Here is a 20137-nt window from a genome sequence, read left to right on the forward strand (position 1 = left end):
CCCGCGCCCCGGCCGCTCCTCGGCGACGGCGCCTCAGTCGCGCCGTTCCCGCGCCCCCAGCTCCTCCCGCAGCCCCTGCGCGATGCCCGCCACCGCCGACATGGCCCGGTGCTGGAGTCCCGGGCCGAAGGTGACCCGGGCCGCGCCCAGCTCGCCCAGCGCGCGGGGGCCGGGTCCGTCCGGCAGCACCACGGCGTTGACCGGGAGGCCGATGGCATCGGCCAGGTAGGCCAGTTGCTCGGGGGGAGCGATGATCGGGTAGACGCAGTCGGCGCCCGCCGCGGCGTACATCCGGCCACGGCGCACCGCCTCCGCCGGGTCCGTGACGCCGCGCAGATAGGTGTCGATCCGGGCGTTGATCACCAGCTCCCCGCCCGCCTCGGCGCGCACATCGGCCAGCCAGTCCGCCTGTTCCTGCGCGTCCCGCAGCGTGCCGGTGGCGTGGTCGGTGTCCTCCAGGTTGCAGCCCACCGCCCCGGCCTCCGCGAGCCGGCCCACCAACTCCTTCGCGGACAGCCCGTATCCGGCCTCCACATCCGCCGAGACCGGGATGTCGACGGCCCGGACGATGCGGGCGACGGCGGCGAACATCTCGTCGGGCGGCGTCCGGCCGTCCTCGTAACCGAGCGAGGCCGCCACGCCCGCACTGGGCGTGGCCAGCGCCGGGAACCCGGCGTCCGCGAAGACCCTGGCGCTGGCCGCGTCCCAGGGACCGGGCAGGACCAGCGGCAGGCCGGGGGCGTGGTGCAGGGCGCGCAGCGCCGCGGCCGCGGTCACGCCTGCCCCGGGGTCATGCGGGTGGAGACGCCGAAGCGGTTCCAGGCGTTGATCGTGGTGATCATGGCGATCAGCTGGGCCAGTTCGGCCTCCTCGAAGTGGGCGGCGGCGCGGTCGTAGACGGCGTCGGGCACAAAACCCTCGGTCAGTACGGTGACCGCCTCGGTGAGGGCGAGCGCGGCCTGCTCCTTGGGGGAGTAGAAACCGGTGGCCTCCTCCCAGGCGTTGAGGAGGTGGATGCGCTCCTCGGTCTCGCCGGCCTTACGGGCGTCGGTGGAGTGCATATGGATGCAGAACGCGCAGTGGTTGAGCTGCGACGCACGGATCTCGACCAGGGCGACCAGCGCCGGATCGAGGCCCTTCTTCGCCGCCGCGTCCAGCGCGATCATGGCCTTGTAGACATCGGGTGCGAGCTTGGCCCAGCGAAGGCGGGGGCCGTGCTGGTGGGTCTGTGTCGTCATGGGTACGACGCTACGGCGGCATTGGCGCAGCTGTATGGTCCACTTCCATGGAGGATTCCTGGGCCACTTTCGGCCGCGATCTGCACCTGGACCTCACCGGCCCCGGCGGGCTGCGGGCCGCCCTGCTGCGCGCACTGCGGGACGCGGTACGGTCCGGGCGGCTGGCCCCGGGTACCCGGCTGCCGTCCTCCCGCTCGCTCGCCGCCGACCTCGGCATCGCCCGCAACACCGTCGCCGACGCCTACGCCGAGCTGGTGGCGGAGGGCTGGCTCAGCGCCCGCCAGGGCTCCGGCACCCGCGTCGCCGAGCGGGCGCTGGCGCGCACCAGGCCCGCCGCCCGGCGCGCCCCCGGCCCGGCCGGACCCGCCGGGCCACCGCGCTTCGACCTCACCCCGGGCACCCCCGACGTCGCCGCCTTCCCCCGCACCGCCTGGCTGGCGGCCGCCCGCCGCGCGCTGACCGCGGCCCCCAGCGAGGCCTTCGGATACGGCAGCCCGGCCGGCCGCCCGGAACTGCGCACCGTCCTCGCCGACTATCTGGCCCGCGCCCGTGGCGTGCGCGCCGATCCCGAGCGCATCGTCGTGTGCACCGGCTTCATGCAGGGACTGGCCCTGCTCGGCCGGGTGCTGGGCGGTGGGTCGGGGCGGCTGGCCGTGGAGTCCTACGGCCTGGACTTCCACCGCGAGGTCATCGCCCGCGCCGGTCTGCGCACCGTCCCCCTCGCCGTCGACGAACACGGCGCCCGGACCGCCGAGCTGGCCGCCCACGACGGCCTGCTGGCGGCCCTGCTCACCCCCGCCCACCAGTTCCCGACGGGGGTGCCGCTGCACCCCGACCGCCGGGCCGCCGCCGTCAACTGGGCGCGGGCCACCGGTGGTTACGTACTGGAGGACGACTACGACGGCGAGTTCCGCTACGACCGCCAGCCCGTCGGCGCGCTCCAGGGACTCGACCCCGACCACGTCGTCTATCTGGGCACCGCCAGCAAGAGCCTGGCCCCCGCGCTGCGACTGGCCTGGATGGTGCTGCCGGACCGCCTCCTCGAGCCCGTCCTCGCCCTCAAGAGCGCCGGCGAATGGTCCTCCGGCACCCTGGAGCAGCTCACCCTCGCCGAGTTCATCTCCTCGGGCGCCTACGACCGGCACCTGCGCGGTATGCGGCTGCGCTACCGGCGCCGCCGCGACCAACTGGTCGCGGCCCTGGCCGAGCGCGCCCCGCACGTCCACGTCTCCGGCATCGCCGCCGGACTCCACGCCGTACTGGAACTCCCGCCCGGCACCGAACGCTCCATCGTCCAGGCCGCCCGCTGGCAGGGCCTCGCCCTCGAAGGCCTGACCCGCTTCCGCGCCCCAGCCACCCCCACACCCCCACGCGACGCCCTGGTAGTCGCCTACGGCACCCCACCCGACCACTCCTTCACGGGCGCCCTGGACGCCCTGATGAGGGCGCTGCCGCCGGGGGAGTAGGGGGGTGGGCGGCCCAGCGCGTTACGGCTTTCGCGGTACGCAGTACGGCCCGAGGTGCTCATGCCCCTTGGGGCAGGGCACCCACCACCCCACCCACCACCCCACCCACCACCCCACCCACCACCCCACCCACCACCCCACCCACCACCAGGCGAAGTGCCTGTCGAGCAGGGGCGGGGTGGTGGACGTATGCGTGAGGAATCCGTAGCTCCAGCGAATGCCAACGGCCGACGGCTAGGCTCGCCGTATGGCTGACTTCCTCCAGGTGTCCACCGCGACGGAAACACGCGAGCAGGCGGTAGAGCTGGCCCGTTCCGTGGTGACGGGACGACTCGCTGCCGGGGCTCAAATCGTTGGTCCCGTAGTCACCGCCTTCTGGCATGAGGGCGAGTTCGGGACGGGCGAGGAGTGGCAACTCCTGTTCAAGAGCCGGGCCGACGGATACGCCGCGCTGGAGGCGCACCTCCTGGAACATCACCCGTGGAAGAACCCCGAGGTCTCTGCCGTGCCCCTCGTGGCCGGCTCGGACGCGTACCTTCGTTGGATCGCCACGGCCGTTGGGCCGGCCCTCAGCGAGTAGGTCTCAGGAGTGGGCCTCCTCCAAGACCTCGGCGGCGGCGGGCACGGTCCGGTGTTCGCCGAGCGGTCGCCTACGTGGCCCTGCCTGATCACTCCTTCAACGGGCTCCCTGGAAGCGCTGTTTGGGGCGCTGCCGCAGGGGCCGGGGCGTAGGGGCGCCTCTGCTGTGTACCCCGCGTGTGCCGATCACCGGAGGGCGGGCATATTGCCGTCGCGCCAGTCGTGCACACGCTTCCGGTTACTGGGAACCATGGGGAGCCCGTCCGCCTCTGCGAGTTCGAACCAGCGCACGTCAGTCGATTCCTGGGAGACCACCGCGTGGCCGGCGACGGGACGTGCAAGGAAGCAGATGGAGAACTCCTGCCGTACCTCGCCATCGTCGTAGGCGAGGAGGTGACGGGGGTTGGTGTACGTCCCGACGATGCCGACGATCTCGATATCGAGCCCGGTCTCCTCTCGTGTCTCCCGGACCGCACAGTCCGGCAACGACTCTCCGATGTGCATCACGCCACCGGGAAGGGGCCCACTTGTCGTTGTCGCGCCGCCGCTGGAGCAGGATGCGTCCGGTGTCGTCTACGACAACGGCGGAAGCGGCCGGAACCAGGCTGTTGGCGGCTGGGGCGTCCGGGTCGTCGTCGTAGTCTCGCCTGCCCACGGCCTGATCCTTCCCCTATCGGGTCCTTATTCCACGGTTTCTCAATGCTCACGCGAGTCGGGTTGTCCCGTATCCGGGGCGAGCCGGGCCGCTACGGCGTCCGTGTAGAGCTCGGTCGTGAAGTCGTCTGCATGGATGCCGAGTTCACCCATGACGGACCGGACGTCGTCGAGCGCGGATGAGAGTTCCTTCCCCTTCGACAGCATGGTCTCGACTTCCAGGAAGGTTCCTTCGATCTCTGGAATCTGGACCAGCGTGGCGAGCAAGCTGCGTCCATGGGAGCGGAACTCGTAGTTTCGGCAGTGCTTCCGGAAGGCGATCGCCGGCACGTATCCGAGTCCACGCAGCATGGCGTGAACGGCCTCTGCGTCGTCCACCCGCGTTTCGTGCTCCGGCTTCGAGCCGGACTCGGCATCAATCCGGGCGCTCTTGTATGTGAGGAGGGAGCGGGTCGAGTCCGGCCCGTGGATCGTGCGGACCCTCAATTCCTGATCCTGAGCGCCGAGGCGTCCCGACGGATCGTCGTAGTAGGTGTCCTGATACACCTCGGCCCGCCCTTCCGTAATTCGGTCGAGCTGCCCCATGACGTACTCCGGATTGTGGACACGTGCTTTCAGCTCTGCCTCGATCAATGCACGATCCTCCGTTCAGACGGTACGGGTTCCTGTTTCCGTCATGGCGGCGAACATTCGCTCAAAACCCCGATACAGCGGACCGTGTGGGGTTTCCATGACCTTGTAGGTGGCTGATTCATGCCCTTCCCAGTCGGCATCGAAGGCCGAGACGAACATCGTTTCGTCCAGCCTGATGATGCGCCATGTCGGGTGCATGTCGTAGCGGTAGACCTGAAGGTCGCAAAGGCTCGACAGCTCACGCAATCGAGCTTCGGCAAGTTTGATGCCCCCAGCGAGCGATTCGGTAGATTCCCCGATTTCGGCTGCCCGCGCAGCAAGCGCGGGCGATTCGGGGGCGAGCAACAACACTCGAAGTCGCAGCGCCTGCTGTCCCTCCGGACGGGCAAGTGACGCGCGAAGCAGGGAGTCCTTGAGTCCGATAAGGCCAAGCCCACGCACCGCAAGGACGTCCAGCTGCCGTTGCTGACACGGCGAGTTGTCGGATCTCTTGGGATGCGGCGGCCTGGGTGGCGTACACCCGGACGACTTCCGGGAATGCGGCCAGATCGAATGCACGCCCACCACCGCGTTCCCCGCGCGTCGATGCAAGCCCGAGCAGATGCCGGGCGTCATCCGGCATGTTGAGTCCGTCCGCGATCCGCTCGAACACGTCAAGGCGTGTGATCTCTCGTCGTCCGTTGATGATCTCGTTCACCCGAGCCTGCGTCATGGATACGGCCGTGGCAATCCGGGACTGACTCGCCCCGCCGTATTGCTGGACGCGGCGGAACACCGCGCCCATGTCCCGCTCCCGTAAGGCTTCACGAACTTCCGCCCGCTGCCAGGCCCACTCGGGCAGCTCGATCGGTAGGAGTGTCGCCATGGTCCTCCCCCGGACTCACGGTGGGATGGAGAGTCATCCCACCGTGAGATTACCGCCCGGATATGGGCCCATGCCGTCCTGCGCTGAATCCTGGCCAGACGAGTGCAAAAGACCCCCGCGACCGTGGTGACGGCCCGGGGCATCGCTATCAACCCCGGGAGGTTGACGACGTGAGCGGAACCATCGCGAGACTGGTCGTACCGCTGCTGCGGTTGTTATTGCCTGCGCGAGGAGACCACAGGTCGGCCGGCTCGCTGCCCGCCGACAGGTGTGAGGACGCACCGATGCTCTCGCTTTCCCAGGCACCCGTCCGGCATCCGGAGCTATGGAGAGGTGAGCAAGCTGCCCTGATCCGCCCCTACGTCCTCGCGCCCGACGAACGACAGGAACGGCGGTTGCGGCGTGAGCGGCGTCGAGCACTGTGGCTGACCGTGCACGGCTGTGACGCGGGGACGCGGTGGATTCACGGTGTGGAGGTGATGGGCTGATGGCCCGCGGGTGTCAGCCCGTTCACCTGATGGAACCGCTGTCGGCGCCGGAGCCCGAGCCGGTTGCCGGGTGTGATGTGTGTGCCGCTCTGGCAGAGCAGCGTGCGAGGGCGCACGCCGCCGGGGACAGGTCCAAGGCGATCGACTGCAGCATCGAGATGCGCCGCCACCCCCACCCGAAGCGGGGCCACGGATGACGACCAGGGCGCACACGGTCGGCCAGACGGCTGCGGGTGCTCGCCGGAACCTTCGGCTCGGCGCTGCCGCCACGGAACAGCTTGGACCCACCGAGAGGAGCAATACCGTGAGCATCACGCTGGAACCTCCCGCCGGCACGCGTACGCGGGACACGAAGGAACTGCTCAACGCCGTTCGGCCGAAGGTCGCTCACCTTCTCGACAACGTCATCGACGGCGGCAGCCTGTGGGAGCGTGAGATCGCGCTTCTGCTGCGGGACGCGGTCGAGGTCCGCAGCCTGGCGGAGCGCATCCTGAACCAGGCCGTGGCCTACCTCATCACTGCGATGGAACAACCCGGCAGCGATCTCGGGGTGGGCAAGACCGTCGACATCGGTGTCCACCAGATCATCCTCGACACCCCCGTGTACTTCGCGTTCTGCGACACCTACAACGGCGGAGGCTACAAGCACCACGCCCCGTTGATCCGCCGTCGTCGCGACGGCACCGTCCTGCGGACCGCCGGAGTCATGCGCGACAACGGGTTCGAGGTGGACGACGAGTTGTGGGCGGTCGACGCTTCGAACTGCTCACCGTGCAACGACAAGGTGCCCGACAGCCACTGACAGAACGGGCACCGACGCTCACCGAACCACCGCTAGCCTGGCCCCCGCTCCGCGACGGCGGGGGCCGCACCGCATGCGCGAAAGAGGGCGAAAGTGCCGACCGTCGAAGAACGCCTCTGGGACACCTGGGTCGAAGCGGCCTTCGGGCGGGCTGACCAGGCGCTGACCAGAATGCGTTGGACCCAGTACGGCGACCACGGCCCCGGCCACGAGCTGCTGGGGGATGCCCGGCGCGTCCTGGAACTCGGCTTCGGCACCGGCCGCCATCTCACGTTCCTGCTGGAACAGGGCTTCGACGTCCTGGGGGTGGACATGTCCCCGCTGGGCGTCGAGCTGGTACGGCAGCGATACCCGGAGGTGGACGCGTCACGGTTTTCCTGTGCGGACGTCCGCGACTACTTGGACGGCACCAGTGAGTGCTTCGAGGCGATGTACTCGGTCTTCGGTGCCTGCTGGTTCACCGATCCGCATGAGCTGATGCCCCTGATCCGCAAACGGCTCGCCCCCGGCGGCCGACTCGTCTTCTCCCAGCCGCCGGCCATCCCCGGCTGCTACGGCGCGCAAGGCATGTTCAAGGGCGGCTTCGCGGGCGAACCCATGTTCCTGCGCCGCTACGACCACACCCCAAGGACCTGGGCCGACATGCTGCACGCCGCAGGCTTCGGCCAGGTCGAGGTGGTGATTCTGGACGCACCAGTGGAAGGGAACATCGGGACCCTGCTGGTGCAGGCGTCGTGATCGCTTGCCGCGCGAAGCGGCGGCGTCGAGAGGCGCCGAGCAGAGCCCACCCGCTCGCCGGGCGACTACTCCGCTACTCCGCGACCTCCGTAGGCGGTCCCATCCAGATCGCGTCCTCGCAGATGCTCAGCTGGGTCCGTCGGCCCGTTTCGTCCCGGGCCGTTATCGGGTGGCGGCCCTGGGGGTCGTGTGGTGCGGCGACCACGGCGGTGTCGATGCTGACCATGCAGCCTTCGGGCTGCGTGGCCCGGTCGGAGTCCTTGTAGCGCAGCGCGGCCGTCAGGGTGCCGCCGCGGCGGAGGTCGATGGGCATGGTCCGGCCGTGCCCCTGTGCGTCGGACATGGGGCCCTTGCCCACATGGACCTCGAAGACCGGGAAGCCGCGGAAGACGCAGGTGCCCGGGCCCTTGTTGGCGATGGACAGCCGCGCGTCGCGGTGGGTGCTGTGCGGCTTCTTCTTCAGCACGGTGAGCTTCCAGCGCAGGCTCTTCGTCGTGCAGTCGGCGTGCAGTGCCGCCATCCGGGGGGAGCCGCAGCCGAGCAGCCCCAGGCCGAGAGTGACGGTCATGGTGAGCGCGGCCGCCGCCGCGAGATGTGATCGCCGACGCACGACTCCCCCTGGTTGTTCCGCTGTTCTTTCCGTATGTCGCATAGGGCTTCTGTTGAGGAGGAAGGGTTTCGTGCGCCCGGGGTTGCCTCTGTCCGCGGCGCGGTGATCGATTTCCGGGCAGGCGCGGCTGCAACTCCGGTACGGCGCGGCCACGACTCCTGTGCGGCGCGGCTCCGACTCCCGTGCGGCGCGGTTACAGCTCCCGTACGACGGCGCGGTCAAAGCTCCCGTACGAAGGACACCCGGTCCAGCCCCGGACCGTCGTAGTCCGTGTGCACCGGTACGCCGTCGTCGTCGGTCCGGTCGCCCGGCTCCAGTCGGAAGCCCATACGGGTGTGGTACGCGATGGAGTCGCGGTTGTTGGGGCTGGTGATGCAGCGGACCCGGCTGCGGCCTGCCTCCCGGGCGAGGGTGAAGAAGCGCTCGTACAGCGCGCTGCCGACACCGCCGCGCTTGCCGTCGGGGCACACGCCGACGAAGTGGACGTAGGCCGTGTGCGGGTCGGTCTGGGACAGGAAGCCGATCAGGAAGGCGTGCAGGGTGCCGTCGGGGCGCTCGACGAGGAAGCTGGTGTCGGCGAAGTGCTGCAGGAACAGGCGCGGTACCAGCAACGTCCGTTGCAGTGCGCCCGCTTCACCGCCCAGTCCGCCCCACCAGTCGGCCAGGGCCGCCTGGAGGCGCGGATGGTCCGACGCCGCAGGGTGACGCAGCGTCAGCTCGTCGGATATCGGGCCGGGCGCCGGGATGCTGTCGGTCATGCGGCCAGCCTAGGTGTACCTGTACCCGGCCCTGCGGCTGGAGCGCGAGTCGGGAGGACCTCCGGGTTCGGGAAGGCGTCGGACGCCCCCACGGGCGCCGGGCCCCCGGACCCGCGCTCTACTGCCAGGTCGCGGTGTCGGGGTCGATGCCGTCGGCACGCGCGGCGGCGTCGACGATGCGACGGAACCACGTGGCAAGGCCGGCGCGGGTGGCGTCGTAGTGGGCGGCGAACGCCGGATCGGACTCGTACATGCGGCCGAGGCAGACCTGCATCTGCCTGGTGAGGGGAAAGTACGCAGCGAAGACCTCGCGGTGCCGCTCGACGAGTTGGTTCGCTTCCGGGCTACCAGGTGTGACGCCGGCGTCCATCGCCTCCCCGAGGGCGCGGTCGAGGGCGGTGTTGGCGTCGGCGACGGCCTGCCATTCCTCCGGGCCGCGAGAGGCCGAGCGTTCGGCGTACTGCCGCCATTGCGCTGTGTCTCCGTAGCGCTGACGGGCCTCGGCGGGCCAGTCCGGGTTCCACTGGGGGCCGAAGACCGTGGCCTGCTGCTCGACGGTCAGCAGCAGGCCGCGCTCGTGGGCGTCGATCATCCGGTCCAGTCCGGCACCGAGCTGCTGGAGGCGGTCGATCCGTTCGGCGACCTGGGTGCGCTGCGCGCGCAGTGCGCCGGGCACGTCCGCGGTCGAGTCGTCCAGGACGGCCCGGATCTTGTCCAGGCCGAGGCCGATCTCGCGGTAGACGACGATGCGGTGCAGGCGTTCCAGATCACCGGCGGTGTAGAGCCGGTATCCGGCGGCCGTGCGCAGCGACGGTCGCGCCAGACCGATCTCGTCCCAGTGGTGCAGCGCGCGGACCGTCACGCCCAGCCGCGCCGAGACCTGACCGACGGTCAGGCCATCGGCGTCAGTGGTATCAGGCATGCTCCTCATTGTCGTCGCCACCGACGCCCGGTGGGGTGATCCCGACCGCTGCGAGGTTCCGGGCCTCCTGACTGTCCGGATCGAAGGGCTTCGCCGCGGTGAAGACGATCCGTGCGTTCTCGGGGGTGATCACCGTCACGTCGCGGGTGTTCCAGGGAGTGTCCCGTGGACCGTCGACCGAGTTCGGGCGCAGCGCACGACAGGCCTCGACAAGGGAATCGACCTGGCTGAGCACGCACGCGAAACTGACGCTCATCGCCGGCGGTTGCTCCGCAACGCTCGCCGCCGGGACGAGGAGTACGTCCTGGAAGGCCCACCGGCGCAGATGCACCACCTGGCCGGGGATGCTGAACAGCTCGAAGAACCCGAGCCCACGAATCCAGAAGTCCACCGACGCCGCCAAGTCGCTCGTGGGGATCGTCACGAACGCGGGCATTCCGTAGATGCCGCGGAACAGCTCCGGCGGGACCGCATCCGGGCCGGGCGTGGGCACGGGGCTCGTCTCGAACGCGTTGTAGTAGTCGCTCATGCACCCGACTCTCCAGCCTCCCGCAGCGTGAGGGTCAAGCCGGTTTTGGCACCTTGCCCGTCCCGGCCGCTGCCCGGGACGTCCGCCCCCCGGACGGGGCCGGCCGCCACCCGCTCCCGCCCCGTCCGGTGCCGTGGCACACAGCCGTGGCACACAGCGGACGGGAGGGGGCAGATCCTCCCCAGGGCCGTGAGGCGACCGCAGGGGGACGAGTCGGAACCAGTCGGAATCAGGACGGGGGCGTATCGGGGGCGAGGGGAGCCGGTCTCTAGGCTTGGCCGGAGTCACAACGATGTACGTCCGATGTACGACCGAAGTACGTCCACGGGGGAAGCGGGAAGACATGGCCGAAAAGGCACGTCGGCGGCTGCGGTCGAGCACGGTGATCCTGGGAGGCATGGGCGCGCTCGCCGCGGCCCTGACGTCCTGCGGCTCCGAGCCCGACAAGCGCTGCGTCGACCGCAACAGCTACGACATGGTCAAGGGCTACCGCATCGTCGACTCCAAGAACTGCTCGGCGGGCGGCGGCTCGTCCAGCGCAGGCAGCACCACGAGCGGCGGCGGGTACGGCAAGAGCGGCCGAGGCGGCGGGGCGGGCAAGAAGCCCGTCGACGGCCAGTGGTACTACGACCCGAGCAACAACGGCGGCAAGTACGCCGCCGACGGCACCTTCAGCAAGAGCTCGGCCGTCAACCGCGGCGGCTTCGGCTGCTCGGGGTCGCACGGCAGCGGCGGCGGCCGGCACGGCTCCTTCGGCGGCTGAGCGGCCGGGACACGGCATGGAACGCCACACCATCGAGCCCCGCCCCGGCTGGCAGCAGACCGTCGAGGCGCAGGGGCTGATCTACCCGCTCACCCGCTACCCGGACGATTCCCTGCGGCCGTACTGGGACGAGAGCGCGTACTACGAGTTCACCCTCCCCGAGGTCGAGGCCCTGGAGGAGGTCGTCGAGGAACTGCACGGCATGTGCCTGGCCGCGGCCGCGCACATCGTCGACCAGGGCCGCTTCGCCGACCTCGGCATCGTCGATCCCCGGTTGGTGGAGCTGGTCGCCGAGTCCTGGCGCCGGCGCGAGGAACTGCCGTCCCTCTACGGGCGGTTCGACCTGCACTACGACGGCACCGGCCCGGCCAGGATGCTGGAGTACAACGCCGATACGCCGACCTCGCTGGTCGAGGCCGCCAGCCCGCAGTGGTTCTGGATGGAGGAGCGCTTCCCGGGCGCCGACCAGTGGAACTCGCTGCACGAGCGGCTGGTGGCGGCCTGGAAGCGGCAGGCCCCGCTGCTGCCGCCCGGTGCGCCGCTGCACTTCGCGCACTCCGCGGGCGACGAGCTCGGCGAGGACCTGATGACCGTCGCGTATCTGGAGGAGACGGCGCAGCAGGCGGGCCTGGAGACGGTCGCCATCTCGATGGAGGACATCGGCTGGGACCGGCTCTCGGGCCGCTTCGTCGACCAGCGGCTGCGCTTCATGCGGGCGTGCTTCAAGCTCTACCCGTGGGAGTGGCTGGCCACCGACGACTTCGGCCCGCACGTCCTGGACACCCTCGACAACGGCGGTGGCACCGGCTCCACCCTCTGGATCGAACCCGCCTGGAAGATGCTGCTCTCCAACAAGGCGCTGCTGGCGGTCCTGTGGGAGCTCTACCCCGGACATCCGAACCTGCTGCCCGCGTACCTCGACGGGCCGCGCGAGCTGGCGCACACCCGTGGCTACGCGGCAAAGCCGCTGCTCGGCAGGGAGGGCGCCGGCGTCACGCTGCACGAGCCGGGCGCCGCCCCGGTGCTGCGCGGGCCCGAAGACCCGTGCTGCTACCAGGAGCTGGCGCCGCTGCCGGACTTCGACGGCAACCGTGTCGTCCTCGGCGCCTGGGTCGTCGAGGACGAGGCGGCGGGGCTGGGCATCCGCGAGTCGTCCGGACCGGTCACGGACGAGTACGCGCGCTTCGTGCCGCATGTGATCCGCTGAGGCCCGCGAGCCACCGGGTGCCGCGGACCCACCGGGCGCCGCGCGCCCAGGCGCCGGCGCGCCCCTCCGCCACATGGCGCAGCGAGCGGCCAGGGCCTTCGGCCCGCCGGTCGCCCGCTGCGTGCTCGCGGCGCCCGTGCCGGCGCCCGTGCTACCCCTCCAGCACCTCCCGCAGCCGGGCCAGGCCCCAGTCCAGGTCCTCCTTGCTGATCACCAGCGGCGGGGCGATCCGGATCGTCGCGCCGTGGGTGTCCTTGACCAGCACGCCCCGCGCCATCAGCTGCTCGGAGACGCTCCGTCCGGTGCCGCGCGCGGGGTTGATGTCCACGCCCGCCCACAGCCCGCGGCCGCGTACCGCGTCCACCGTGCCGTCGCCCACCAGCAGCCCCAGCTCGCCGTGCAGATGCTCGCCCAACTCCGCGGCGTGCTGCTGGAGTTCACCGGTCCGCAGCATCGCGATGACCTCCAGCGCCACCGCGCAGGCGAGCGGGTTGCCGCCGAACGTCGAGCCGTGCTCGCCGGGCGCGTAGACCCCGAGCACCTCGCGGGAGGAGACCACCGCCGACACCGGCACCACTCCGCCGCCCAGCGCCTTGCCCAGTACGTACATGTCGGGCACCACGCCCTCGTGCTCGCAGGCGAAGGTCCGGCCCGTGCGCCCCAGCCCGGACTGGATCTCGTCGGCGACGAACAGCACGCCGCGGCGGCGGGTCAGCTCCCGCACGCCCGCCAGGTAGCCCGGCGGCGGCACCAGCACGCCCGCCTCGCCCTGGATCGGCTCCAGGAGGACGGCGACCGTGTGGTCGTCGACGGCCGCCTCCAGCGCCGCCAGGTCGCCGTACGGGACGATCTCGAAACCGGGGGTGTACGGGCCGAAGCCGGCGCGGGCCTCGGGGTCGGTGGAGAAGGAGACGATGGTGGTGGTCCGGCCGTGGAAGTTGTTCTCCGCGACGACGATCTTGGCCAGGCCGTCCGGGACGCCCTTGACCTGGTAGCCCCACTTGCGGGCCGTCTTGACGGCCGTCTCGACCGCCTCGGCGCCGGTGTTCATCGGCAGCACCAGCTCCATCCCGCACAGCTCGGCCAGTGCGGCGCAGAAGTCCGCGAACCGGTCGTGGTGGAAGGCGCGCGAGGTGAGCGTGACCCGTTCCAGCTGGGCCTTGGCGGCGTCCAGCAGACGACGGTTGCCGTGCCCGAAGTTCAGCGCTGAGTACCCGGCGAGCATGTCCAGATAGCGCCGGCCCTCCACGTCCGTCATCCAGGCGCCCTCGGCGGTGGCCACGACGACGGGCAGCGGGTGGTAGTTGTGCGCGCTGTGGGCTTCGGCGGCGGCGATGCTGCGTTCCGTTGACGTCACCGGTGACTCCGTTTCGGTAAGGCGTACGGGGCATATGCATCGAGATGCCCCTCTATAGTGCCGCGTGGGTGGATTGTTCGGAAGCTGTTGCGGCGGTTCGGTGTTCCGGCGCCGCGGTGACGCGGGCGGGCGTCCGGGGCCCGTCCGGGGAAAGGAGCGGGCCGGCGCCCCGAGATCGGCGGGCCACCCCTAGACTCGGCGGTGCGTACCGCGACTGGCGTACGGGGAATCGACCCCGAGGGAGCGGTGCGAGGACACCATCACGAGGTGCCGCCCGCCTGGGCACCCGGGACCCGACCGGACCACCGATCGAGCGCCCCGGAGGACGCCATGTCACTGCCCCTTCCCCATCCCGCGCTGCACGCCGCCGATCCCGAACTCGCCGCCCTCGTAGGCGCCGAGGAGCAGCTCCAGGCCGACACCCTGCGGCTGATCCCCAGCGAGAACTACGTCTCCGCCGCCGTCCTGGAAGCCACCGGCACGGTCCTGCAGAACAAGTACAGCGAGGGGTACGCGGGCCGTCGCTACTACGAAGGCCAGCAGAACATCGACCGCGTCGAGACGCTGGCCGTCGAGCGCGCCAAGGCCGTCTTCGGCGTCGAACACGCCAACGTCCAGCCGTACTCCGGCTCGCCCGCCAACCTCGCCGCGTACCTGGCCTTCGCCGAGCCCGGCGACACCGTGCTGGGCATGGCGCTGCCGATGGGCGGCCACCTCACCCACGGCTGGGGCGTCTCGGCCACCGGCACGTGGTTCCGCGGCGTCCAGTACGGCGTACGTGCCGACAGCGGGCTGATCGACTTCGACGAGGTGCGCGAGCTCGCCCGCAAGGAGCGCCCGAAGATCATCTTCTGTGGCGGCACGGCCGTCCCCCGCACCATCGACTTCGCCGCCTTCGGCGAGATCGCGCGGGAGGTCGGCGCGGTACTCGTCGCGGACATCGCCCATATCGCCGGCCTGATCGCGGGCGGCGCCCACCCCTCGCCCGTACCGCACGCCGACGTGATCTCCACGACGACGCACAAGACCCTGCGCGGGCCGCGCGGCGCGATGCTGATGTCCCGCGCGAGCCACGCCAAGGCCATCGACAAGGCCGTGTTCCCCGGCCTCCAGGGCGGCCCGCACAACCACACCACCGCCGCCATCGCGGTCGCCCTGCGCGAGGCCGCCGCGCCCGCCTTCCGGGACTACGCGCACGCCGTCGTCGCCAACGCCAAGGCGCTCGCCGAGGCGCTGCTGGCCCGCGGCTTCGACCTGGTCTCCGGCGGTACCGACAACCACCTGGTGCTGATCGACCTGACCGGCAAGGACGTGCCGGGCAAGGTCGCCGCCAAGGCGCTGGACCGGGCCGGGATCGTCGTCAACTACAACACCGTCCCGTTCGACCCGCGCAAGCCCTTCGACCCGTCGGGCATCCGGATCGGTACGCCGTCGCTCACCTCGCGGGGGCTGGGCACGGATCTGATGCCGCAGGTCGCGGAGTGGATCGAGCGGGGCGTGACGGCCGCGAAGGCGGACGACGAGGCGGCCCTGGCGGCGGTCCGGGGGGAGGTCGCGGAGCTGATGGCCGGCCATCCGGCGCCGGGGCTGGCGACGAGCTGACGACTCCCTGACGGCGGCCGTCCGGCAGGCCGTCGGTCCACGCCCCGACCACGCGCCGGGGAGCACCCGCAGACCTGAGACAATCGGTCCATGGCTCTCGACCGCCCGCCCGTCTCCCACCACCGCCCCAAGGGGAATGGCTCCGCCATGCAGCGTCCGCCTCGTGTGCTCTCCGGCATCCAGCCCACCGCCGGCTCCTTCCACCTCGGCAACTACCTCGGTGCCGTCCGCCAGTGGGTGGCGCTGCAGGAGGCGCACGACGCCTTCTACATGGTCGTCGACCTGCATGCGATCACCGTCCCGCAGGACCCCGCGGAGCTGCGGCAGAACACCCGGATCGCCGCCGCCCAGCTGCTGGCCGCCGGGCTCGACCCGGAGCGCTGCACGCTCTTCGTGCAGAGCCATGTGCCCGAGCACGCCCAGCTCGCCTGGGTCATGAACTGCCTGACCGGCTTCGGTGAGGCATCCCGGATGACCCAGTTCAAGGACAAGGCCGCCAAGCAGGGCGCCGACCGCACCTCCGTCGGCCTGTTCACGTACCCGATCCTGCAGATCGCCGACATCCTCCTCTACCAGGCCCACCAGGTCCCGGTGGGCGAGGACCAGCGCCAGCACATCGAGCTGACCCGTGACCTCGCCGAGCGCTTCAACGCCCGCTACGGCGACACCTTCACCATCCCGGCGCCGTACATCCTCAAGGAGACGGCGAAGATCTACGACCTGCAGGACCCGTCGGCCAAGATGAGCAAGTCGGCCGCCAGCGCCAAGGGCCTGATCAACCTCCTCGACGAGCCGAAGGTCTCCGCGAAGAAGGTCAAGAGCGCGGTCACGGACACCGACACCGTGATCCGCTACGACACCGAGAACAAGCCGGGCGTCTCCAACCTCCTGACGATCTACTCCACCCTCACGGGCACCTCGATCCCGGAGCTGGAGCAGAAGTACGAGGGCAAGATGTACGGCGCCCTCAAGACCGATCTCGCCGAGGTGATGGTCGAATTCGTCACACCGTTCCGGGACCGTACGCAGGAATATCTGGACGACCCCGAGACGCTGGACTCGATCCTGGCCAAGGGTGCGGAGAAGGCCCGCGCGGTCGCCGCCGAGACCCTGGCCACCACCTATGACCGGCTCGGATTCCTGCCGGCCAAGCACTGACGGGACCCGTCCGCGCGGCCGCACGAACCCGCCGGACGGGCCGCACAGAGCCCTGGGTCCCCACCTGCGGGGGCCCATGGCCCTGTTTGTCACAGGGCCGGGGACGCTCCCCGCGAAGGGCGCGCACCCGGCACACTATGAGGGTGCGCGAGCGTGCCGCACACATGTCAGGAGGGAGAACGCAGTGGGGACCGTAACGCTGGGCGTTTCGATCGCGGTCCCGGAGCCGTACGGCAGCTTCCTTCAGCGGAAGCGCGAGGGCTTCGGGGACCCCGCCGCGCACGGCATCCCCACGCACATCACCCTCCTGCCGCCGACCGAGGTGCACGCCGAGGCGCTGCCCGGCATCGAACGCCACCTCGCCGCGGTCGCGGCCGCCTTCCGCCCCTTCCCGCTCCGCCTGGAAGGCACCGGCACCTTCCGCCCGCTCTCCCCGGTCGTCTTCGTCAAGGTCGCCGAGGGCGAGGCGGGCTGCACCGCCCTGCAGGCCCGGGTCCGCGCCGCCTCCGGCCCCTGCGCCCGCGAGCTGCAGTTCCCCTACCACCCGCATGTCACCGTCGCCCACGGCATCGCCGAGGACGCCATGAACCGCGCCCAGAGCGAGCTCGCGGACTTCTCCGCGACCTGGACGATCGGCGGCTTCGCCCTGTACGAGCAGGGTGCGGACGCGGTGTGGCGCCTGGAGCGGGAGTACCCCTTCGGCCCGCAGGCGGGCGGTGTCCCGCGCCAGGCGGTGGATCTCTCCCGCCCGCCCGCGCCGTCCTGCTGAGCGGCCCCCCGCGTCACGTGGCGTAGTTTCGATCTCTCGGAGCGCGACGAGGGGAACGCCATGGAGTGGTTGAGCAAGCTTCCGGTGATCGGACCGGCCGTCCGCCGGCTGATGACCACCCACCTCTGGCACGCCTACGAACGCATGCTGCGGGTGCACTGGACCAGGCTCGCCGCCGCGATCACCTTCACCAGCTTCATCGCCCTCTTCCCGCTGCTCACCGTCGCCGCCGCGATCGGCGCCGCGCTGCTCGGCGACAGCCAGCTGCACAAGCTGCAGGCCAAGCTCGCCGAGCAGGTCCCCGGCATCTCGGGCCAGCTCGATCTGGTCACGCTGGTCGACAACGCCGCCACCGTCGGCCTGGTCGCCGGCGCCGCGCTGCTGCTGACCGGCCTCGGCTGGGTCGAGTCGCTGCGCGACTGCCTGCGCGCCGTATGGGAGAAGGGCGACGAGGACACCAACTTCTTCCTCGGCAAGCTCCGGGACGGCGGCGTGCTGCTGGGGCTCGGCGGTGTCGCCGTGCTCTCGCTGGGCTGCTCGGTCTTCGCGACCGCGGCGGTCGACCGGGCGGCCGAGGCGATCGGCCTGCCCGAGGACGGGCTCGGCGCCGTCCTGCTCAAGGCCGCCGGCTTCGTCATCGCCGTCCTCGCCGACTTCGTGCTGCTCGCCTACGTCCTGACCGAGCTCCCCGGCGTCCGCCCCCGGCGCCGGGTCGTCGTGGTCGCGAGCTTCATGGGCGCCATCGGCTTCGAACTGCTGAAGCTGCTGCTGAGCGGCTACCTCCAAGGCGTCGCCGCACGCAGCGTCTACGGCGCCTTCGGCACCCCGATCGCCCTGCTGCTGTGGATCAACTTCACCGCCAAGCTGCTGGTGTACTGCGCCTCTTGGACCGCCACGGCCGGGGAGAAGGGCGACGAGGAAAGCGACGAGGAGAAGGGCCGGCAGGGCGACGAGGCGGGCGAGGGGCCGGACGGGGCGGCGGGGCGGGGGAGCGCATGACGCGGCACCCCTCCCGCCCCGGCCCCGGCCGGGTCCTGATCAGCGCCCCGAGCGACGCCCCCGCTCGCGACCGCGGCCCCGTACGAGCTCCGGCAGCGGCCGGCGGCGGTGCACGGCCAGGGCCACGATGCCGACCAGGGCCATCACGCCACCGGTGACCGCGATCGCGGTCCATGCGCCGCCCCCGCCGCCGGTGGCGTTCAGCCCGGCCTGGGCGTTGTCCTGCGCGCCCTTGCCCTTGGCGCCCTCCGCGCCGGTGCCGTCGTCCTGGCTCCGCGGCCCGACGAGCCGGCCGACCGGCTCGACCTTGTCGGCCGCGGCGAAGCCCCAGTCGAGCAGCTTGGCGGCCTCCTTGTAGGCCTCGTTGTGCTCCTTCTTCGCCGGGTTCATGACCGTCACCAGCAGCTTGCGCTCGCCCCGTTGGGCCACGCCGGTGAAGGTCGACCCGGCGTTGGTGGTCGAGCCGTTCTTCACCCCCGCGATGCCCGGGTACGGCTTCATGTCGTAATCGCCGCTGAGCAGCCGGTTGGTGTTCTGGATGCCGAACGTGGCCCGCTTGCCGTCCTTGCCCTTGTCCCCGGGGAACTGCGCGAACGCCGTCGAGCAGTACTCGCGGAAGTCGGCGTTCGTAAGGCCCGACCGGGCGAACAGGCTCAGGTCGTAGGCGCTGGAGACCTGCCCCGGCGCGTCGTATCCGTCCGGTGTCACCACATGGGTGTCGTTGGCGTTCAGTTCCTTGGCGTGCTTCTGCATCTGCATGACGGTGGCCTCCGTTCCGCCGTTCATCGCCGAGAGGGTGTGCACCGCGTCGTTGCCGGAGCGCAGGAAGACCCCGAGCCACAGGTCGTGGACCGTGTAGCTCAGGTTCTCCTTTATCCCGACCAGGCTGCTGCCCACGCCCATGCCCTCCAGGTCGGCGGGCTTGACGGTGTACTTCCGGTCCTTGGGGAACTTCGGCAGCACCGTGTCCGCGAACAGCATCTTCAGCGTGCTGGCCGGTGCCAGCTGCCAGTGCGGGTTCTTGGCGGCCAGCACCTTGCCCGACTCGGCGTCGGAGACGATCCACGAGCGGGCGGTCAGCGCGTCGGGCCCCGGCAGCTTGGGCGCACCGGGCTTGAGCTGCACCTGGACGCCGGGCATGCCCAGCCGGTCCCCGCCCACCCGCGACATCTTCGCCGGTGGGGCGGGCGCCTTGGGATCGGCGTACGCGGTGCCGGCCAGCAGCGGGGCGGCCAGCAGCCCGGAGGCGGCCAGTGCGGCGACGGTGCGTACGGGAAGGCCGTTACGCGCCGCGGGCCCGGTGCCACCGGCCGCGCCGGCGGTGCTCGGCGCGGCGGAGGCGGCGGGTGTGATCGGGTCCAGGGAAGCCGGGGAAGCACGGAAGGTCGTCGGCACGTCGCTGAACGTACCCCCCATTGCCCGCGATGCCGACAGCACCCCACGGAAGAGTGCCCCCGCGGACCGCCGGATGGAGCCGCTGCCCCCGCCGGAACTCGTGAAGCCCTCCCGCCCCGTGTCCTGATTCCCGCTCGCCTTCGGGGTGTGGAGCTGATTCATCTGGGTCACCTTTCACACATAACTGGCCATCACCGCAGGGACTGGACGAAAGAGCAGGTCGGAGCGCATGACACCGCGCGTGTCGCCGCCCGGCGGCGAGCACGTCGACGTAGTCCACGGGTTCAAAGACGTCAGCCGGACCCTTGGGGATCCCAAAGCCGTGGGTCCGGGATGTGAAATCACTCATGAGCAGGTGACCTCGCTCATGAACGCCGACGGGGTGCGCGACGGCCGAGGTCGGGTCCGGTGTCCGGTGGGACCCCCGAGCGCGGAGGAACGGCACTCAGGCCACCGCCCCGGCTGCGGAGACCTGGAGGGTCGGGCAGCCGGGGCGGGTGACTACCGCAGGGGATCCCCTGCGGGCCTACGGGCCATGTCTCGACGGTACGGCGGCACCGCCCCGCACGGAAGAGGGGCCGCCGGCCCCGGTCCCGCCGGAGCGG

At 70.9% G+C, this 20137-nt stretch carries 21 protein-coding genes, 2 pseudogenes and 1 riboswitch; of the genes and pseudogenes, 11 read left to right on the forward strand and 12 right to left on the reverse strand.

Going from position 1 to position 20137, the window contains the following annotated elements:
* Positions 1–33 precede the first annotated feature (33 nt).
* Both AC0680_RS20630 and AC0680_RS20635 read right to left on the reverse strand, forming a co-directional pair.
* On the reverse strand, positions 34–777 hold the full coding sequence (locus tag AC0680_RS20630) for an isocitrate lyase/PEP mutase family protein (protein ID WP_478630689.1): 744 nt from the start codon (positions 775–777) through the stop codon (positions 34–36).
* On the reverse strand, positions 774–1238 hold the full coding sequence (locus AC0680_RS20635; RefSeq protein ID WP_478630692.1) for a carboxymuconolactone decarboxylase family protein: 465 nt from the start codon (positions 1236–1238) through the stop codon (positions 774–776). Before AC0680_RS20635 ends, AC0680_RS20630 begins: the two co-directional genes overlap by 4 nt.
* Before the next feature lie 47 nt (positions 1239–1285).
* On the opposite strand from AC0680_RS20635, the gene pdxR reads away from it, so the two are divergent.
* The 3 genes from pdxR (at position 1286) to cutA (ending at position 3284) form a co-directional block, all read left to right on the forward strand.
* A complete protein-coding gene (pdxR, locus tag AC0680_RS20640; RefSeq protein ID WP_478630694.1) occupies positions 1286–2704 on the forward strand; it encodes a MocR-like pyridoxine biosynthesis transcription factor PdxR in 1419 nt (472 codons plus the stop codon).
* A gap of 67 nt (positions 2705–2771) precedes the next feature.
* The gene (locus AC0680_RS20645; protein ID WP_478630697.1) at positions 2772–2912 is read left to right on the forward strand and encodes a hypothetical protein; all 141 of its coding nucleotides are present in this window, start codon (positions 2772–2774) and stop codon (positions 2910–2912) included.
* A 39-nt stretch (positions 2913–2951) separates the two neighbouring features.
* Positions 2952–3284, forward strand: coding sequence for a divalent-cation tolerance protein CutA (cutA, locus tag AC0680_RS20650; protein ID WP_478630699.1), 333 nt, complete (start codon positions 2952–2954; stop codon positions 3282–3284).
* 185 nt (positions 3285–3469) lie between these two features.
* On the opposite strand, the pseudogene AC0680_RS20655 reads toward cutA, so the two are convergent.
* From AC0680_RS20655 to AC0680_RS20670, 4 genes and pseudogenes are all read right to left on the reverse strand, one after another.
* Positions 3470–3938, reverse strand: a pseudogene (locus AC0680_RS20655) (NUDIX hydrolase).
* Between the two features lie 41 nt (positions 3939–3979).
* The gene (gene cyaB, locus AC0680_RS20660) at positions 3980–4570 is read right to left on the reverse strand and encodes a class IV adenylate cyclase (RefSeq protein ID WP_478630701.1); all 591 of its coding nucleotides are present in this window, start codon (positions 4568–4570) and stop codon (positions 3980–3982) included.
* Between the two features lie 15 nt (positions 4571–4585).
* Positions 4586–5185 carry a hypothetical protein gene (locus tag AC0680_RS20665; RefSeq protein ID WP_478630921.1) on the reverse strand — a complete coding sequence of 200 codons (600 nt, stop codon included), beginning with the start codon at positions 5183–5185 and terminating at the stop codon, positions 4586–4588.
* 43 nt (positions 5186–5228) lie between these two features.
* A pseudogene (locus AC0680_RS20670) lies at positions 5229–5435 on the reverse strand (helix-turn-helix domain-containing protein); the annotation flags it as partial.
* A 792-nt stretch (positions 5436–6227) separates the two neighbouring features.
* On the opposite strand from AC0680_RS20670, the gene AC0680_RS20675 reads away from it, so the two are divergent.
* Together AC0680_RS20675 and AC0680_RS20680 are read left to right on the forward strand one after the other, a co-directional pair.
* Positions 6228–6725, forward strand: a complete 498-nt coding sequence (locus AC0680_RS20675) for a hypothetical protein (RefSeq protein ID WP_478630702.1) — start codon at positions 6228–6230, stop codon at positions 6723–6725.
* Positions 6726–6818: 93 nt separating this feature from the next.
* Positions 6819–7463, forward strand: a complete 645-nt coding sequence (locus AC0680_RS20680; protein ID WP_478630703.1) for a class I SAM-dependent methyltransferase — start codon at positions 6819–6821, stop codon at positions 7461–7463.
* 73 nt (positions 7464–7536) lie between these two features.
* On the opposite strand, the gene AC0680_RS20685 is transcribed toward AC0680_RS20680, so the two are convergent.
* The 4 genes from AC0680_RS20685 to AC0680_RS20700 all read right to left on the reverse strand — a co-directional run bounded on the left by AC0680_RS20685 (position 7537) and on the right by AC0680_RS20700 (position 10282).
* Complete coding sequence (locus AC0680_RS20685) at positions 7537–8073, reverse strand: DUF4232 domain-containing protein (protein ID WP_478630706.1); 537 nt, start codon at positions 8071–8073, stop codon at positions 7537–7539.
* Between the two features lie 218 nt (positions 8074–8291).
* Positions 8292–8831 carry an N-acetyltransferase family protein gene (locus tag AC0680_RS20690; protein WP_478630709.1) on the reverse strand — a complete coding sequence of 180 codons (540 nt, stop codon included), beginning with the start codon at positions 8829–8831 and terminating at the stop codon, positions 8292–8294.
* A 118-nt stretch (positions 8832–8949) separates the two neighbouring features.
* Entirely contained in the window at positions 8950–9753 is an 804-nt protein-coding gene (locus AC0680_RS20695) for a MerR family transcriptional regulator (RefSeq protein WP_478630710.1), read from the reverse strand.
* The gene (locus AC0680_RS20700) at positions 9746–10282 is read right to left on the reverse strand and encodes a VOC family protein (protein WP_478630711.1); all 537 of its coding nucleotides are present in this window, start codon (positions 10280–10282) and stop codon (positions 9746–9748) included. Before AC0680_RS20700 ends, AC0680_RS20695 begins: the two co-directional genes overlap by 8 nt.
* 343 nt (positions 10283–10625) lie before the next feature.
* Here AC0680_RS20700 and AC0680_RS20705 point away from each other — a divergent pair, with 343 nt between their 5' ends.
* Both AC0680_RS20705 and AC0680_RS20710 read left to right on the forward strand, forming a co-directional pair.
* A complete protein-coding gene (locus AC0680_RS20705) occupies positions 10626–11045 on the forward strand; it encodes a hypothetical protein (RefSeq protein WP_478630713.1) in 420 nt (139 codons plus the stop codon).
* A 16-nt stretch (positions 11046–11061) separates the two neighbouring features.
* Complete coding sequence (locus AC0680_RS20710) at positions 11062–12252, forward strand: glutathionylspermidine synthase family protein (protein ID WP_478630716.1); 1191 nt, start codon at positions 11062–11064, stop codon at positions 12250–12252.
* Between the two features lie 151 nt (positions 12253–12403).
* On the opposite strand, the gene rocD is transcribed toward AC0680_RS20710, so the two are convergent.
* Positions 12404–13609 (reverse strand): ornithine--oxo-acid transaminase, encoded by a 1206-nt coding sequence (gene rocD, locus AC0680_RS20715; RefSeq protein WP_478630718.1) that lies wholly within the window; start codon positions 13607–13609, stop codon positions 12404–12406.
* A gap of 200 nt (positions 13610–13809) precedes the next feature.
* Positions 13810–13900, forward strand: a riboswitch (ZMP/ZTP riboswitch).
* A gap of 39 nt (positions 13901–13939) precedes the next feature.
* Here rocD and AC0680_RS20720 point away from each other — a divergent pair.
* The 4 genes from AC0680_RS20720 to AC0680_RS20735 all read left to right on the forward strand — a co-directional run bounded on the left by AC0680_RS20720 (position 13940) and on the right by AC0680_RS20735 (position 18137).
* Complete coding sequence (locus AC0680_RS20720) at positions 13940–15211, forward strand: serine hydroxymethyltransferase (RefSeq protein ID WP_478630721.1); 1272 nt, start codon at positions 13940–13942, stop codon at positions 15209–15211.
* A gap of 147 nt (positions 15212–15358) precedes the next feature.
* Positions 15359–16369 (forward strand): tryptophan--tRNA ligase, encoded by a 1011-nt coding sequence (gene trpS / locus AC0680_RS20725; protein ID WP_478630904.1) that lies wholly within the window; start codon positions 15359–15361, stop codon positions 16367–16369.
* A 184-nt stretch (positions 16370–16553) separates the two neighbouring features.
* Complete coding sequence (locus AC0680_RS20730) at positions 16554–17138, forward strand: 2'-5' RNA ligase family protein (protein ID WP_478630723.1); 585 nt, start codon at positions 16554–16556, stop codon at positions 17136–17138.
* A 60-nt stretch (positions 17139–17198) separates the two neighbouring features.
* Entirely contained in the window at positions 17199–18137 is a 939-nt protein-coding gene (locus tag AC0680_RS20735; RefSeq protein WP_478630725.1) for a YihY/virulence factor BrkB family protein, read from the forward strand.
* A gap of 39 nt (positions 18138–18176) precedes the next feature.
* On the opposite strand, the gene AC0680_RS20740 is transcribed toward AC0680_RS20735, so the two are convergent.
* A complete protein-coding gene (locus AC0680_RS20740; protein ID WP_478630727.1) occupies positions 18177–19532 on the reverse strand; it encodes a D-alanyl-D-alanine carboxypeptidase family protein in 1356 nt (451 codons plus the stop codon).
* Positions 19533–20137: the final 605 nt, after the last annotated feature.

The sequence above is a fragment of the Streptomyces sp. NPDC043738 genome (genome assembly GCF_056436545.1).